This window comes from Mycoplasma sp. E35C (genome assembly GCF_019873825.1).
Classification (GTDB): Bacteria; Bacillota_I; Bacilli_A; order Mycoplasmatales; family Mycoplasmoidaceae; genus Mycoplasmoides.
The window spans coordinates 509,234-527,471 of the sequence record NZ_CP068418.1 but is presented as its reverse complement, the minus strand read 5'-3'; the positions used below and the strand labels follow the sequence as shown (position 1 = coordinate 527,471).

General features: G+C 29.4%; 12 protein-coding genes and 1 other RNA gene. 11 read left to right on the top strand and 2 right to left on the bottom strand.

Features of this window, described 5'->3' with window-relative positions:
* Positions 1 to 16 precede the first annotated feature (16 nt).
* The 5 genes from ffs (at position 17) to grpE (ending at position 8,157) form a co-directional block, all read left to right on the top strand.
* An RNA gene (ffs, locus tag JJE79_RS02255) (signal recognition particle sRNA small type) lies at positions 17 to 104 on the top strand.
* Positions 105 to 151: 47 nt separating this feature from the next.
* Positions 152 to 2,356, top strand: coding sequence for a hypothetical protein (locus JJE79_RS02250; RefSeq protein ID WP_222926010.1), 2,205 nt, complete (start codon positions 152 to 154; stop codon positions 2,354 to 2,356).
* Positions 2,357 to 2,381: 25 nt separating this feature from the next.
* The gene (locus JJE79_RS02245; protein WP_222926009.1) at positions 2,382 to 3,182 is read left to right on the top strand and encodes an alpha/beta fold hydrolase; all 801 of its coding nucleotides are present in this window, start codon (positions 2,382 to 2,384) and stop codon (positions 3,180 to 3,182) included.
* A gap of 93 nt (positions 3,183 to 3,275) precedes the next feature.
* Positions 3,276 to 7,139, top strand: coding sequence for a terminal organelle assembly protein TopJ (topJ, locus tag JJE79_RS02240; RefSeq protein WP_222926008.1), 3,864 nt, complete (start codon positions 3,276 to 3,278; stop codon positions 7,137 to 7,139).
* A 10-nt stretch (positions 7,140 to 7,149) separates the two neighbouring features.
* The gene (grpE, locus tag JJE79_RS02235) at positions 7,150 to 8,157 is read left to right on the top strand and encodes a nucleotide exchange factor GrpE (protein ID WP_222926007.1); all 1,008 of its coding nucleotides are present in this window, start codon (positions 7,150 to 7,152) and stop codon (positions 8,155 to 8,157) included.
* Positions 8,158 to 8,360: 203 nt separating this feature from the next.
* Here grpE and JJE79_RS02230 read toward each other — a convergent pair whose 3' ends face one another.
* On the bottom strand, positions 8,361 to 9,485 hold the full coding sequence (locus JJE79_RS02230) for a permease (protein ID WP_222926006.1): 1,125 nt from the start codon (positions 9,483 to 9,485) through the stop codon (positions 8,361 to 8,363).
* 155 nt (positions 9,486 to 9,640) lie between these two features.
* Here JJE79_RS02230 and JJE79_RS02225 point away from each other — a divergent pair, with 155 nt between their 5' ends.
* From JJE79_RS02225 to JJE79_RS02200, 6 genes are all read left to right on the top strand, one after another.
* Positions 9,641 to 10,987 (top strand): leucyl aminopeptidase, encoded by a 1,347-nt coding sequence (locus JJE79_RS02225; RefSeq protein WP_222926005.1) that lies wholly within the window; start codon positions 9,641 to 9,643, stop codon positions 10,985 to 10,987.
* Between the two features lie 26 nt (positions 10,988 to 11,013).
* Entirely contained in the window at positions 11,014 to 11,307 is a 294-nt protein-coding gene (locus JJE79_RS02220) for a hypothetical protein (RefSeq protein WP_222926004.1), read from the top strand.
* Between the two features lie 326 nt (positions 11,308 to 11,633).
* On the top strand, positions 11,634 to 13,229 hold the full coding sequence (locus JJE79_RS03825) for a hypothetical protein (RefSeq protein WP_255565812.1): 1,596 nt from the start codon (positions 11,634 to 11,636) through the stop codon (positions 13,227 to 13,229).
* 190 nt (positions 13,230 to 13,419) lie between these two features.
* Positions 13,420 to 15,039: a hypothetical protein gene (locus JJE79_RS02210; protein ID WP_222926003.1), complete on the top strand. Its 1,620-nt coding sequence runs from the start codon at positions 13,420 to 13,422 to the stop codon at positions 15,037 to 15,039.
* Positions 15,040 to 15,100: 61 nt separating this feature from the next.
* A complete protein-coding gene (locus tag JJE79_RS02205) occupies positions 15,101 to 16,201 on the top strand; it encodes a hypothetical protein (protein ID WP_222926002.1) in 1,101 nt (366 codons plus the stop codon).
* 136 nt (positions 16,202 to 16,337) lie between these two features.
* The gene (locus JJE79_RS02200; RefSeq protein ID WP_222926001.1) at positions 16,338 to 17,102 is read left to right on the top strand and encodes a hypothetical protein; all 765 of its coding nucleotides are present in this window, start codon (positions 16,338 to 16,340) and stop codon (positions 17,100 to 17,102) included.
* Between the two features lie 44 nt (positions 17,103 to 17,146).
* Here JJE79_RS02200 and JJE79_RS02195 read toward each other — a convergent pair whose 3' ends face one another.
* Positions 17,147 to 18,181 carry a ribonuclease HIII gene (locus tag JJE79_RS02195; protein ID WP_222926000.1) on the bottom strand — a complete coding sequence of 345 codons (1,035 nt, stop codon included), beginning with the start codon at positions 18,179 to 18,181 and terminating at the stop codon, positions 17,147 to 17,149.
* Between the last annotated feature and the right edge of the window lie 57 nt (positions 18,182 to 18,238).

Sequence of the window (18,238 nt, the reverse complement as noted above, 5' to 3'; positions counted from 1 at the left end):
AGATATATTAAAATTATTTAGTCATTGCAACAATTAACGTGAAACATGTCAGGTCAGAAATGAAGCAGCATTAAGCAATTTAATTGTGTGTGATGACTTTTTTATTTATTTAATATTTAATTTAAAATAAAAGCATACTTTTAGATTAGCGATGGATAATAAAGACAATAAAAGAAATCAGTTTTATTTTAATAAGCGACAAAGTGCTAATAAATTAAAAACTAATAAGTTTAATGATTTTGATTCAGATTTAATCAAAGAATTAAATTTGGATAATGATAATCAAAACCGTTACACTAATAACAATAAAAACAAACAATCAACTAAGGATGATTTAGCATTCTTGGATGATGTGATTAGTGATTATGAAAACTGATCAAAAAACCGCACGGTTACTAAACAAAAAAGTATTTTAAACGACATAAACGATCAAGAAGATGATCTTGATTTAGATTTTGAAATCCACCGCTCTAGTTTTATTAATGACAATGAAACTAAAAATAAAGCTAATCTAAAAGTTGATGACGAGATTAAAAAAACTCGTTTTGTTGGCGATGATCCAACCGAAGATTCTGATAATAACTTAATAGAAGCGTTTACTAAAAATTTAAGTTCATACATCAGCACACAAGATGATACTAATGAACCAATTAAGATTAATCAGGATAATAATAAAAAAATAGATAAGGATGATATTAAAGTTGATGATATCAATCCAATTAAGCAATCAATATCAAGTGTTTTTGAAGAAGATTCAACACATAAATTTATTAATGAAAAAACTGATATTATTACCAAAACCAAAGATGAAGAACATCTAACAAATGGTAGTAATTATGATTTTGAACAAACAGATGATCACGAAGAACAACAAGTTGATCTAACCAACATTCTAGATGTTCAATACGAACCCAATGATGATACTAACAATCTGATTTCAACTAATGAAGTATTAAATTCAATGCCTGATCATACCAAAGATTATCTAAAAACTAATCTTGATGATCGTGAAATTAAAACTGATAAAACCCAACCAATCAAACAGCCAACAGCGCAAAAAAACACTGCTTTTGATGATTTCTTAATTGAAGATATTACCAAAGAAGAAATTGAAAATGCCACTAAGGTTGTTGATTTTGATCAGGTTGAATCAAAACAGCCTGAGTTATCTAATCAAGAAATTGATATTAACAAAGTAACAAAATCAGCGCTAAAAGATGTTGAAGAACATTACTTAAAAAATATTGCTAAACTAGAAGAATACAAAGAGCATCTAGAAAAACGTTCAAAAGATTTAGATGAACTAAATGATTCATTAAACAAACGCCAAATTGATATTGAATTGATTAGTGATGATATGAAAAAAGAAATCCAAAATCATCGCAGTCAAATGGAACTAGCTAGATTAAATCTAGAAAAAGAACGTGAGCAAATCTTAAAACAAGCTAGTGAACAAGCACAAGAAATTATTAGCAATGCTTATAAACAAGTTAATGAATATAAGCAAATTTTAGAACAAAACCAAAACGTTCAAAACCAAGAACAATCACTAGTTGAAATCAACCAACTAAAAACTGGTATTGAAACCAAGTTCAACCAACTATCAACCCAAATCAACCACGATCTAGAAGTGCGTTTAATTAAAAAGGATGAACTAGTTACCCAACTTTTAGCACAACTAAAAGTGATGGCAGAAACTACGCACTCAAACCAATTAAGAATTAATGAATTATTCTTAGATGTTAATGCTAAGGATAAAGAAATTCAGACCTTAAAACGTGATATTGCGATATTAAAATCATCAACTAACCAGGTGATTAATATCCAAAACCAACCAACCAGAGAATTAGCTAAAAAACACTTTGAAGACTTTGAACTAGGTGCTAACTCATTTAATGATCTAGCTCTTGAAACAAAATTACAAAGTTTAACATCTGAACTAACTTCATTATCTAATGAAGTGGTTTATGAAGCTGTTAATGAAAAGAAGGATGAACTGACTAAAAAAACCTTACGTTCATTTAATGTTAATGATTTAAACGAATCACTAAAAGAAGATAAGAAGATCTTTGAATCTATTAACAATCATTTCGAAAAAAACATTAACCAAATTAGAGCTAAAAACCAACAAAATAACCACAAAACTAAAATTTATAACCCTAACTTCATTAATAAATACAAAACTGAAATCAACGAAGAAATTGAAGAATGAAGTCTGAATGATATAGACAACACACTAACAGACGAATACAACAGTTTATTAATGAAAACTAAAAAGATCGAACTGAAAGATCAAAAGAATAATAATAAACAAAGCACCAAACGTGTGCAATTAGTTTTTGATAAGAAAAACTAAGAATATAACTGATTAACTAAAACCAATGCAACAAAAAATTGAACTATTAAGTTATGAACAAAAAATTAAGCGTTCTAAATATAATGCTGTTTTTGTTCATGGTTTTAGTTCATCACATGCCAGACATACTGAAATCTTTAAAGCATTTAAGAATGATCAAATCAATTATTACACCTTTGATCTGCCTGGACATGGAAATAACCTTTTATTAGATCAGGATAATAAAAAACAATTAAAGCTAGAATTATTCAGCGATCTAGTTGTTGATTTTATTAATCAAAAACAACTAGATAACGTAATATTAATTGGTCATTCCATGGGTGGTGGGATTTGTAGTGTTGTTAATTATTTAATTCCCAACAAAATCAAAGCATTAATTCTTGAAGCTCCCTTGAATCCATCAATCTATAGTTTTGATAAAAAAAGAATTGTTGATTCTTTAAAATCATTTGGATTCAAATCATCCTTACAAAAACTGAGTGATGAACAAACAACTAACGATCAAATTTCTTTATTTAGTTGGCTTAAAAAGATCTATAAGGATAATAAAGAAAAACTACCGTTGTTTTTTAATCTCTTATCAACTAATGCCAAACAATTGCTAACCAATGCTTATAGTGCGTTAAACAACAAACCCGTATTATTGATTTTTGGAGAAAATGATGCAGTAATCCCACCCCATAAATCAATTGAATTTATTAGTAAATTTACCAATAAACTCACAACCAGAATTATTGATGAAGCAGCTCATTTACCCCATCTAATTAATAAGTCACTTTATTATCACTTTATTAAAGAATTTATTGATAAGCTAATGATTGAATAAATCCGTTCAAAAAATAAAAATTAATTAGTTATAATTTAAACAGAGTATATACTAGACATTTTATTGATCTTTTATAGATTAACATAGGTTTTTATGGCAGAAAAGCGCGATTATTACGAAGTATTAGAGATAGACAGAGACGCAGATGAACGAGAAATAAAGCGCGCGTTTAGAAAGCTGGCTAAAAAATATCACCCTGACACAAACCAAGGGGATGCTGACGCTGAACGACTGTTTAAAGAAGTAAATGAAGCGTATGAAGTGCTTTCAAATGAAGAAAAGAAGGCACGATACGATAAGTATGGTCATGATGGTTTAGATCGTGAAGGTGATCTAGATATTGACCCTGATATTTTTAATTCGTTCTTTGATACGATTAATGCCGCTGACGAATTTGATGACATCTCATTTGACGATGATTGATTAGATGATGATGAAGACTTTGGCAAAAAGAAGAAAAAGAAGAAAAAAGACAAAAAGGGTGGGTTCTGAGCCAAGTCAAAAGAAGCGTCAAAAACAATTGAAACTGAACCAGAAATCATTGATGTGGAAGCAGCTACTACTAGTGCTGATGAACCACGTCTGTTTGACGATACTGTTGAAAAAGTTGATGAAACACCATCATCAGGCTTTGATGAAAAACTATTTGATGATAGTGAAAAACCAACTGAAACAGTTGAAGTATCACCAGAAATAACTAGTGATATTGATCTAAATGAAAAACTGTTTGATGATAATAAAGAAACAACAGAACAAACAGTTCAACAAGATCAAGAAGATGAAGACATGTCATGGACACGCTTTATTGGTGATCCTGATTATGGTTATTATAATGATGCCAACGAATGAATTTGAGAAGGTTATTTCGATGATGATAATAACTTCATTTCAACTCGTGGTGAAGAAGAAGCAATCCTTGAACAAGAAGAATCAGAAGTTCCAGATGTTCAAGCATCTTCTATTGAAGAAGTTCAACCAACACAAACAACAGTTGAAGATGATTATGTGGTAACTGAACAAGCGCAAGAAGAATTAACAACTGAACCAGAAGTTGAACTAAGCCAAGAAGTTCAAGCTGAAGTTACAGAAGAAAAACCACAAACAACAACTGAAGCGATTGAAGAATTAATTCGTCAAGAAGAAGAAGCACAAAAAGCAGCTGAACAACAAGAAGAACAAGTTGTTGAAGAACAACAAACTGCTAGTGAAGAAGTTCAAGCGCAACCAACCCAAGAAGAACAAGCTGAACAAGTTCAGGCAGAAGAATCAACAGTTGAACAACCAACACAAGTTGAAGAAGTAATTGAAGCACAACAAGAAACTCAAGCACAAGAAGAAGAACAAACTGAACAAGCAGCGCCAGAATTAGAAGAAGTCAGTGATGATGACTTTGACGAAGCCAACATGCCTGAAATTGTTGACTTCTCTAAGAAGAAAAATGCTACTTCAACTTTACGCAGTCCGTTTGATCTATCATTCTTAATTAAAAACCGCACAACTCAACAAACAACTTCTGAAGTTAAACAAGAAGAAGATAAACAAGAAGTTAAAGAACAACCAAAAGTTCAAGCTCCAGAAATTAAAACTACTGAACAAGTTGAACAACCAACAGCTGAACAAACTGAATTCACAACTGAACAATTAGCTGCACAACAAGCAACACCAACACAAGAAGAAAAAGAAGTTCAAGAAGTTTCACAAGAACAATCAACTAAACAACAAACGCAAGAACAAACTGAATCAGAACAACCAATTTCTGAGTCAACTGATGAAGTTAAACTTCAAACTGAACAGCAACCAGTTGAACAACCAAGTTCAGATCAACCACAAGAAGAAGTTCAACCAGAAGTTGAAAAAGCTAAACCAAAAGTTTCAGCACCACAAACTAAGGTTAAAGAAATTCCAATCGTTACTGTTGATTTTTCTAATTTACAAGAAATTAAGTTTGAACTGGCTGAAATTAAACCAGAAAAAGTTCCAGCTAAATCAGAAGCTAACTGACCACAAGAATATAACCTAGTTGAACCTGTTGCTTTTGAAAAGAATTGGTATGAAGAAGAAAGTGCTGATGATCTAGAAGAATTACTACAAGAACAAGCAACACTAGAAATTAAAGAAGAAGCACAACCAACTAATCAACAAGTCGAAAAAAAAGACGACGAGATCAAAATCGAAGAAGCAATCATCGAAGAAGAGCTTCAAGAAACAAAACAAAAAGAATTAATCAACGAATTAAAACAATCAGATAACCAACAAGAAGACTGGCAATTAGTAGAAGAGCAAAACCAAAAAGCCCTTGATAAGGTTGTTGAAGTTGAATCGTTAGAAGCTAACCGTGCAATAAACGCTCAAATTAATCAATCAGAAGAACAACGTAGAGAAGAAGAATTCAAAGCGTTATTTGGTGAAGAAGAAGATAATAAAAAATCAACTTCTTTTGATACCAAAGAAGAAGACGACTTCTTATCAATTGAAGATCTATTAGGCGAAGATAATCAAGTTCAAGCTAATAAGAATGATAATGCAACCGACATTATCATTGAAAACAACGATGATAACATCATCGTTAGTGATGAAAACAATTACGAAGTTGTTGATGATAATAAAGAATTTATCAACATCACAGAACCAACGATCGTCAATTCAAACCTAAACTTAAACGATAACTTAATCAATCAAATTGAAAGTGATGATGCGATTAAAGAACAAAGTGACGATCATAAAGTATATGAACAAACTGATTATGACCCTTTACAACAACCAGTTCGCCCAATGCACACATCAATTGATCAAGCATATGATTACAGCATTAAGTTGTTGCGAAAACAAGCAGGTGTAAAAATGGAAGATAACGATAATTCGAAAAACCTTGCCAAAGCAATTAATGATTTAAGCAATTTCAAATCAAGATTATTAAGACGCTTGGGTGAAAATGAAACAAATCAAGCTACTGGCAAGAAATATCAAGAACCGAACTTAATTCAAATTGAACGCTTAAACGAAATTAATGTCATTAAAGAAGTTGAAGTGCATCAAGTGTTACTATTCAACAATGCAATTAAGCGTATCAAATATACTCGCCACACTCCATGTAATCATTGTTCAGCAACAGGAATTGATCTAACTGCTAATGAACCATACAGATTATGTCCAGCATGTCGTAATGTTGAAGGTAATGTTGAATCGTGTGCTGTATGTAACCGTTATGGTAAGTTAATCAGAATTGCATGTAAGAACTGTTTAGGTAAATCATATACAAATGAAGCGATTACATTAGATATCAAACTACCAATCACTTCACAACTAAATATCTCAGTAAACTACCCAGGTTTTGGTCATATCTTCCCGAACAATCTAAAAGGTGATCTAACAGTTATCTTTAAAGTTATTCCATCAAACTTCTTTACAATCAAAAACAACGACATTCACGTTAAAGCATTAGTTGATCCGATGTTAGCTTCAATTGGTGGTATTATCAAAGTTCCGACAATCAACAAACTGATTAATGTAAGAATACCACCTGGCACAAAAGCTGGTGATCAAGTAATCATTAAAGACATGGGTCTAGAAGCTCGATATGACTTTGAAACTCGATCACACTTTGACAAAGGATCATTAGTAATTCACGTTGTATATGCAGATATCAATAAGACTAACGATGGTTCATTAAGTCTTGAAGAAGTGGCAAAACTACCAAACTTACAAGTTGAGCACTTCAACAAGTTAGCCCTTCGTGAAATTAAAGAATTAAAATACAACCAACAAGAATTACAACAAGAACAACAAAACTGAAACTTCCAATCAGACAGTTCAACTCCAATTAAAGAACAAGTTGAACAACAAGCTAACCAACAGCAACAACAAACCTTAGCATTCAATCGTGTGCTAAACACCATCAAAGACATTAAGACACTAGATGACATTAGAAAGATTCGTGAGAAGGCTAACAAAAAGTAGGTAATTAAAAATGAACAATCAAGATAAAAACATGATGGATGAATTCCAAGAAGTAGAAGAAATGTTAGACGACCAAAACAACAAAGAAGAAGCACAAGAAACAACAACTAGTCAACCACAAGCTTCTAGTGTTAATATTGCTAATGAAAAAGCACAAATTAAACAAATCTTAACTGATCTGTTGAACTTTGTTCAAAACTCAAATAATCAAAAACACAAATTACAACGTGTTAGCGAATTATTAACTGAACAATTCTTAAAATTAGATAAATCATTCAACAACGTTGATGCTTACATTACTGATTTAGATTCACGTTTAGAATTAACTAATGAAAACTTCAAAAAGAAGATTCAAGACGTTGAAGCAACAGCACAAAAAAAGATCAACGAACGTATCGAAGAATTAGATAAACGTAAAAAAGAAGAATTAGAAGAAGCAAAAAAATACGCAATTGAAAAATCAATTGACTCAGCAATTAACATCGTTGACCAATTAGAAATCGCATTAGATTTTGCTTCACTAGATCCAGCTATTAAAAACTATGTAAGTGGATTTAGAATGGTATTAAACTCATTTATTAACTGATTAAATACTGTTAATATTCACCGTCTAGAAATCAAACCTGGTGATAAGTTTGATGAAAAATACATGAGTGCTTCTGATAAAATCAGTGATCCAAACTACCCAGCTGATCATGTATGTAAAGTGATGAAATCAGGTTATAAATTATACGACCGTGTAATTCGTCATGCGATGGTTAGTGTATCTGATGGTGTTGGTTATGTTGGTGAAGTAACTGACGAAGCAAACGAACCAACAGCACCAGTGAATAGTGCGCAAGATCAATCAGCTGAAATTAAACAAAAACCACCAATCTCAGCTCCTGCTGCTAAACCAACAGCTCCACAAACATTAAAACAACCAACTAAATCACCAACTCCTCCACCACAACAAGCACCAGCTCAAAAACAAGCAAGCCAACAACAACCAATTCGTCACCAAATTAATAAGAAATAATAAAAACCAATATATACTCTAAAAATATCTGCTAATCAATCAGCAGATATTTTTTTATTAATCAATTAATAAAACCGACCTACATTAAAACTTGATATAACAAGATTCTTTAACTTATTCGATAATTCATATCAAGATATAAAATGCAAACAAAAACCCCTATCAAATGATAGGGGGGTTAAAGTTTTGTATCAATAATTAATTTAAATCATGCCTGTTACATGAACTTGTGATCTGTATTTAAATCATGTTTTGAATTTAACAAAAACATAAACGTTTAAATATGATGTGATGATTGATCCAACTGAAATCATGATTAAACCAATTGTGATTAAAACATTTTTTAAACCACCAAATTCAACACCAAGTGGTTCGAAAATATCAATAATCTTAAACATTGAAGTGGCAGTGATCGCTGATGAGAATGTTAATGAAACCCAAGCGACACCTGATTGTTTGATTACTAATAATTTAATTAAAGTTGAGAAATAAATAAAGATACCAACAATACCAAAGAAGAATAAGATATAAACGATGATTTGGAAATACTTGGCATTTAAATGGATTAATGAATTTTGGGTTAAATTAGGATCAAAGCTAACTAAAAAACCGACTAATAATAAATTAGGTGGTGAAGCCATGATTGCCATTGAAGCAATATCATTTTTATCCTTATGACCCTTAAAGTATTGTTTATAACCAACTAATAAAAAAATTGCCAAGAATAAAATCCCACAAACCAATCATAAGATTTGGAAATAAGTTAAATAACCCTTATTATTGATACCAAGATTGTTATAAAACCCTGTTGAAATTCCTAATCCTACTAATGGCATCGTTCATGAAGCATAAACTTCATCTTTATCTAGATCGTGTTTGGCTAATACGACATTAATAAAATAAATTAAAGCTAACACATGACACAAGGTGGCAAAATTAACAATAATATTAAGAATGATGCTAAACCAAAAAGTGTTATCAAAATAATTTTGATTTAAAAATCCCAAGAAGTTACCAAAGCTAGATATTGCCATAAAAAATGGAAAAACAAAACCAGCTTGTCTTGGATCTTTTAAAAAACTAAAAATACTTTTCTTATTAAGAGCAAATTTAATGCTCATGATTATGATATACAACAAACTTAATGTTGCTAAAATAATCGTAATTATCAAGATTGATAAGTCATAATCTGGTTTATTAGCTTTATTTAAACCAAAATGACTTAATAATGCATTTCAAGCAAAAGCAATCCCGATTGTCCCAAGACCTAGACCACCTAGTGACAATGGCACTTGCTGAAATTTTTCACTAATCAGTTTATTTCTCATTTTGTGAATTTGGATTATAAATTTTTTATCAATTAATTCATATATCAATGAATTATTAATTTTTTTAATGTTAAAATTTTTTATAAAATATACTATATTTTAAATTAAATAAAATCATCATTTTATCTCTAGATAAATTATTAAGAAAGAACAAAATGAAAACCAACCAAAAGAAAGAAAAAACTGAATCATCTTCAAAACAACCATTATTAATCCAAGCTAAGCTTAATAATAAGGTTAAACAATATTCTTATTCTAAAAAAGAAGATGGTGTATTGCTATTTGAATTCACAACTCAATTTGATGGTGCTAGATTATACAAAAAATTAGTTGAAATGTTCTGTGCCCAAAAAGATAAAGTTAATGTTGATATTGACAGCTTTTTAACAGCAACTAATGCTGATGTTGAAAGCTTATCAATTCTATTAGCTTGTGCAATCGAATATGCAAGTGTTATTCCGTTCACTCGTAAATCTAAACCAGATAAAAAACCAACTTTCAACGTTAAAGTTTCAAAAGAATTTAAAGCAGCATACGATGCAGCTAAAAATGTTGCCGAAGCAGTAACATTAAGTAGAAAATTACAAGACACTCCATCTGATGAACTTTACCCAGAAACTTTTGTTGAAGTTTTCCAAAAAGAATTCAAAGATTTAAAGAACGTTAAGATTTCAGTATATAACAGAGATCAAATTAAAAAGATGGGAATGAACCTTTTATATGGTGTTAATAAGGGTTCTGAACGTGAATGCCGTTTCATGGTTGTTGAATACTTAAATAATAAGAATTCAAAACAAAAATTTGCTTACGTAGGTAAGGGTATTACTTATGACTCTGGTGGTATGAACATTAAAACTGGACCACACATGAGAAATATGAAGTATGATATGTCAGGTGCTGCTATTGTGGTATCAACAGTTTTAGCGTTAGCTAAAAACAAAGTTAAAACTAATGTGGTTGCATTAGCTCCATTAACTGAAAACTTAGTAAGCCCAACAGCTCAACGTCCAGATGACATCGTTGTTGCTTACAACAAAAAAACTGTTGAAATTGATAACACTGACGCAGAAGGTCGTTTAGTATTAGCTGATGCAATTTCATACGCTGCATTAGATGTTAAAGCAACAAGAATCTTTGACGTTGCGACATTAACAGGATTAATGAGCTACATTTTAGGTAAAACTTACACTGGTGTTTTCTCTTCATCAGACAAGAACTGAGAAGAATTCAAAGCTAATGCTGAATTAGCTGGTGAAGGTGTATGAAGATTACCAATGCACGAAGATTACTTAGCATTATTAAAATCACAATTAGCTGACATTGCTAACTCAACAAACCGTCCAGAAGGTGGTTCTTCACGTGCTGCTAACTTCTTAAACGAATTTGCTGAAGGTGTTGATTTAATCCACTGTGATATTGCTGGCACTGGTTCTAATGAATTAGGACTTGGTTTAGCACCAATGCTACGTGCTTTATACTTACAAGCTAAAAACCAAAAATAAGTTGAATTATTAATTAAATCCCAATAATGTCTAAAGATAGCAACAACCAAACTAGTCAACCAGATATTGAAGAGCTAAAAGAATCGCATACCAAAATTATCCAAGAACAACTTGCTCAAGAAAATAAAACTACAGAAATTATTAATAAAACTGAAAAAACTCATAATGAAGTTTATCAGTATCAAAGTAATTCTAAACTTGACAAGTTACCACTTTGATCAAAAATTTTGATTATTATTTTTTTAGTATTACTATGCGTTGGTGCTATTGTTGGTAGTGTTTATGCAATTATCACTGCTAACCATAAATTGGCTAATTAGTTATTTCTAATCAAAGCTTTTTATAACAACAGATTGCTGAAATTCAGCAATCTGTTTTTTTATTAATCATTCAGTTTAATACTTAAATTTAGTTAATGATTTTTGTAATAAAATAATCTTTATTTTATTAAGTAGAGTAATCTGAAATAAAAATAAAGACTTACTTATTTTTAATTTTTAATATATAATAACGGAGACAATCATAAAAAATACCTTGTTCTAATCATTAAGAAAACATTTAAGATTAATTAATAATAATCAATCTTTTTTGTGTGGGTTTTGTTATGATATTTTTTAATTAAAAAATATAAATTTAAATTTTCAAAATGAAACGAAAAAATTTATTAAAATTCGTAAGTTTTCTAGGGATAAGCTCTTTCTTAACGTTAGCAGCAGCTAGCTGTACTGGATTAACTGATCCTGATGCAAGTTTAAAAGACAAAAAAAATGATCCTAACGATGGTTTTCAAGAAGCTCCAGCTCCTGATCCTACTGTGCCAAGTTCAGCAATCAATTTAAGCACAAAAGCTACTCGCATCATCAGACAAATGAAAGCTAAGGATATCATCGTTGAAGGTGGTGCTGGAAGTATGCCAGCTACTTCTTTAACTGTTGATAGATTAAAAGCAGTATTACCAAGTGATCTAAGTGATTTTGCTCCTCATTTTACTATTACGCAAAGAAATGATCAATTAGGAACAGCTAACGTTAGTCTTTATTTACAACACAACGAATACAGTTCATTAAGAACAGGAACTCAATCATGAACACTTGAAGGGTTCAAGAATAAAAACAACGATATAGCTAATAAGATTTTTGACAACATTTATGACAAAAACGTGCTTATTGGTAATGTTAATTGATTAACATTAGAACAATTATTAGCTCCAAAAGAAAGTAAGAATTTCGAATGAACTGGTAAAGTTGATCAAAAATCTTACTTAAATGAATTCATTAGATTAAAAAACCCAACTCTTAATACTAATTTATACATCGAAGGTGAAGTAGCTGTTAATCAAGCTCCAACTAATGCTGATGATGGTTCAGTTGTAGTAACCATTAGTGCAAAACCAGGATCAACATCATTAGTTGTTAAGGGTGATAATGGCGTAAGCTTCTCAATTAGAGGAATTAAAGCTAACAACGTAAGACCAACTGAAGTTACTCTTCGTGCTTGAGCTGGAAGCGTTCAGTCTGTAAATAATTTTAAAGACTACCAAGATGCTAATTTAGTGGCTAAGTCAAAACAAGAAAACACTGAAAATGTGGGTATGGCTTATGGTGCTGATGATAGAACCCAAGTTAAGAGCAAATACCTTGTAGAAGAAGGTGATCACTTAGGACTTGATATCGATCACAGATACTGGAAATTTAACCCAATTAGCATCCCTTACACATTCCCTTCTTTAAACCAATACACAATTCAGGTTGTTACTAAGTTCGGTAAAGATGGCCAATACATCGCAACAAATGCGTATGAATATGATATTTACGGTAAATCAGTTTACTGACAAGATTATGGTAATAATCAAACCCAAAATGAACAAAAAGTAAATAGAAATACAATCCTTACTGAAATATTCACACAAATTGGTGAATACCGTAATAGAATTGGACGTTTCTACGATGCTAATTTACAAGAAAAAAACTTCACAATTGATAGAACATTATTAAGATCTTGAATTAAATACGGTGATGAAACCGTTTCACCAGCATTTGATTATTCTAAGAATGTTGAAGGTCAATACGGAACTCCAATTTTCTTAGCTGGCAACAATCAAAATAACTATTCTACAAACTATGTAGCTAACCAATCTAATAACATGATGTTCATTATTGGTTACAAAGATAAGAGAGTTACAAGCCGCACAATGATCGACACTAGAGTGACTTTCTTAAACATCAAATATCAACAAAAATAATTAAAATTTTTGTATCATTAAACAACATAAAAAAATATCGGTTTTCGCCGATATTTTTATTATAAAGTTGTAAAATTATTAATACTACAAAACAAATTGACTTTTAAAAAATCGCCTGAAATAAAAGAATAAAGTTGCTTTGTTCTAGGGTTTAAGTAGCATTAAAAACCCCTTAATCTACATAACACTCATGAAATCAAGAAAAACGTTTAAATTACTGAATTTAATCGGATTATTTAGCGTTGTTAGTGTAATTGTTTCTAGTTGTAATAATTTAGCTTCTAAATATTACAAACAACCAATTAAACCACAGACTCCTAAAATCTCAAATCCGATAACGCCAATATCAAAAAAACCGATTGATCCTAATGAAGTTTTATTAAACCAAGCAGATACTGTTTTAAAAAGAATAAAACCTAAGGATGTAATAATACAAGGCGGCCAAAGAGGGGTGTTGGCTTCTCAATTAGATCCATCAAAACTAAGTGTTGCGTTGGACAATAAATTCAATAATTTTAAACAGAAGTTTGTCATCGAAAAAGCTGATGATAAATCAGGCATAGTTGATGTTAGTTTAAGTTTAATTGATCGAGCAAATCCAGAACTTCAAACTGAACCAGTAGATTTAAAACTACAAGGTTTTTCTAATGAAGTTAATGATATTGCTGTTCAAGTATTTGATAATTTCTATGATAGAAATATCATTCTAGGTGATGTTGCTTGGAATAGTCTAGAAGATCTAATCAAACCAGATGCATTTGGTGAATATTCTAAAAACAATCACACTAAAATTCATAAGAACAATTCTAGCTTAGAAGATAAAGCTGATACACTTATGAACAGTTTGTTTCAAAAACGGTTCTTATCAGCTGATTTAACTGATTTTTTTATCAAGGGTGATTTTGATGTTAGAGATATTCCGACCAATGATGCTGAAGGTAATGTTGTTGTTAAATTAGTAGCTAAGAATAATAGCAAAATTGAAGTTACTAACGAACTATATAACAAAAACAAAATTTCATTTAATGTTAATAGCATTATTGTTACTAACTTAAAACCAACACAAATTTCAATCAGAGCTATCTCTGGTGATAAGCAATCACATAATAATTTTTCAGCATATAAAAATGAAACTGATCCTAGTTCATTAGTTGCAAAATCATCAAAAGATAATAATTCTAAATATCTATCAACTGACACAATGACAACAACGGTTACTAAAAAATATAACCAAGTTGGTGAAGATTATTTAGGTTTAGAAATCAAAGATAAATATTGAATAATTGATCCAATTAGCATTCCTTATAATGCTAATGATTTATCTGGATATAAAATTTTAGTTGTTGTTAAATTCGGTATTCATGGTCAGTTTTTAGTTAGCAATGCTTATTCATACAAGGTGTATGCTAAAAGTATTATTACGGATGATTATTATCTCAACGATAATCAAAAACAATTTCTTAATCGCAATACCGTAACTCCACAAGTATTTTCTTACATTGGTTATTATCGCAATAACATTGATGAATTCTTAGCACCAAGCGTTGATCGTAATAAACTTAAAGCGTTTATTACTTATAATGATCAAAATGTTAGCGGACAGTTTGATGATAATAAAAATGTTCCTGGTTCAGATGGTAATAATATCTTTGTAGCCACAGATATAACCAATCAATGAACTACCAAATTCCAACAAAACGCTTCAAACAACATGTTGTTTATTGTTGGTTTTAAATCTAAAAAACCAACTTCACCAATGTTGTTTAATCCCAACTTAACAATCCTAAATATTAAATATAATAATAAGTAAGTTGATTAACTTTAAACTAATATAAAAATTAGTTTATAAATTAATAATTAATACCAATAAAATGCTACCGTTAAACAATAGCTTTGATTATTGACACATCAAAAGATATAGTGAGTTAAAACTTCCATTTTTATTATATTTATTGCCTCGTGGTAATGCTTTAATTTTTTATCGAATTTCAACTGCATGATGTGGGGCGATAAACAATCCTAAAATAAGACATATTTTTTATAATTATTGTTCAATTCCTTATATCATTCATGGTATTTTAGCGATTTTATTGTTGGTTAGTTGTGCTGTTTATGGGTTGTTATTTCCACAAACCATTGATGTCAAAATTATGACTGGTATAACATTTGCTTATGTGATTAGTCTTTATTTGATTTATAGTTTATTAATAGCAATAAGCATTGTTTTAACCAAGAAATTATTGGTATTTAAAAGCACTAAACATTGTTTGGATTTTGAACAATTACCAACCAATTTATTAGAAGAATACAGAACTAGATTTTTATATAGTATTACCAGGAATTATTTTGTTATTTATTTCAGTTTTTATAAACCAGTAGATGTAATTAATATTTTTAGTGATTACAAAAATGGGTATTTACTTGATCATGAGTATCAAACGATATTAACTACAATAAAATCGAACAAAGTTTCAGATTATGGCACTAGAAGATATTATCGTCATTCTTGGGATCCAGAAACTTTTTTAAGATACCTTCCTTTTTATAATAATCCCTTACATGGTTATCATAGCTTGATTTTATTCTTGCTGTGTTCTGAAAAACTACTGCAGTTTAAGTTGATTGATAAAATTGGATTCAAAGTTTATTTTTCAGCTATTTTTACGAGTTTTTGTTGTTCAATTCCATATTTATTTTTCATGTTAATTATGAGTTTTTTAGCTTTTTTAACATTTAGTGCTGATAATAAACTTTTTGGTATTGTTGAAGCTGTATTTTGTTTGGGCTTTACATTATCATTTATTTTAAGCTCTGGAATTTATTATTTTATTTCAAAAAGAGCTACCAAAAAATTACGTGAAAAAATAAAAAATAAATTTGATTTAGTGGATGATAAATGAGATGCTTTCTTATTTAATGATGTTGAATTTATTAAAAAAGTAAATGATGATTATTATGATGAATCACTTTAAATAACTGAAATAAAATCTATATTATTGATAACAATTTATCTTATTTAAGATAATAATATTGCACTTAGTGCTTTAATCAAAAAAGTTATAAATAACTTTATGCTATAATTTTTATTCTCAAAACTAAACATCAATTATGAAGTTTAAATTCAAAAATTTATTAATCATTAGTTCGTTTATAGCACCAGTAGTTATTAGTAGTTGCAGCAATCATTCAGCCAAAACTGAAATTGATGATAACAAAAATCCACCAAAACAAACCACCCCTTCAATTCCACAAAAACCATCAACAGAACTAAATCCAAGCGATCCAAAACAAGATAATAAACTAAAAGTTTATAAAGCTTCTGATCAAAAAACGAAAATAAGCGTTGCTAACAATCAAATAAAGTTAAATAAAAAATTTGATGAAAATTCAATTAAAGCACTAAAAGAAATTATTGAAGATCAACAAAAAAATCCAAATGAAAGTGATCTTGAAATGGTTAATTCTAATTTAACCAATGAAAGTTATGTTGCTTCTGTTAAGAAGGATTATCAAAATCTAAAAACTCAAGAAGCTAATTCATTAGTTATTAATCATAAAGATCAAAACAACATAATAACATCAGCAATGCTGATCTTAGATCAAGATTTTTCATCATTCATCAACTTAATAAAAGTTGATGATAAGCCATTAAGTAAGAAAAAATCATTAGGTGATCAACAATACTATATTTATGAAACAATCAATTCTAATAATCAAGGGCAAGGGTATATTTTCTACATTAATAAAATTAATATAGATGAAAAAACTAAAACGATTAAATTCAATTTAATAATGAAATACTTTTATGAAAATTGATTTGATAACAAATGACAAGTTAATCTTGGTGAATTTAGTTTTATTGAAGCATTCTAAAATTAATAATATTTTTTAAATCCAAAACAACCTGACTAAATCAATTAGCTAGGTTGTTTTTTTTGTTCAAGAATATTTAGATATTCTTGAAGTGGTTTGAAGAAAGTTTTAAAAACTTTCTTCCAATTAAATGAAGGGTTTTTTGCAATCACTTCTTTGATGCGTTCTAATGTTTTATTATCTGAACCTAATAGGTTTTTATAATGTTGTTGATAATCAATTTTATTCAATAATTTTTTAGCAAAATCTAAATAATAAGCTCTAGCTAAAATACTAGCAACAGCCACACTTAAATATTTAGATTCAGCCTTTTGTTCCATGTGATCAATTTTAATAATTGGACTGATCTTAAAATTATTTAAATGTTCATAATATTTTTTAGGACTAACAAATTCATCAAGAATAATTGGACAATCAATTTGATAATCTTGATTAAAAGCATTTAAATTTTGATTATGCATAAATGCTTTTAAAGCATTTAGATTTTGAAACTGATCATACATTTTATTGAATGATAATGTGCCAGTTTTTACATCACCACAGTAGATTTTAAACTTAATAAATTGCTTTAATTGATTAGCAATCTCAATCACTTTTTCATCAGTTAATAACTTAGAATCTTTAACACCAAGTTCAATAACTTTATTAACATCTTCTTTTAATAATAACGCACAACAAGTAACGATTGGCCCGAAATATTCACCAACACCAACTTCATCGCAACCAATTGTTGTTTGATTAATTAAACCTAATTGATTATTAGATTTAATTAATAATTTATCAGTTTTTTTTGTAGATTTTTTATTTTTATTATTTTGTTCTTGATTTTGATAACCAGATTTTTCTCATGAACAATATTGCTTAATAAAACTACTTAAAATATCCTTGGTTGCTGATTTAGTTGATTGAATTAAAACACTGTTAGATTTATAAACACTAATTATTAATTGGTCAAAATAATTAAATCGTTTGTAAATATATTGATTATCATTATTGATCTCAAAATCTTTTAATGCATCAATAAACTGTTTAATTACATTAACATCAAGATTTTTAATTGAATAATTATTGTTTGACATAATAAAACTAATTCAATGTTTTTTTGATATTCTAAAATATACAAAAACAAAAAGATA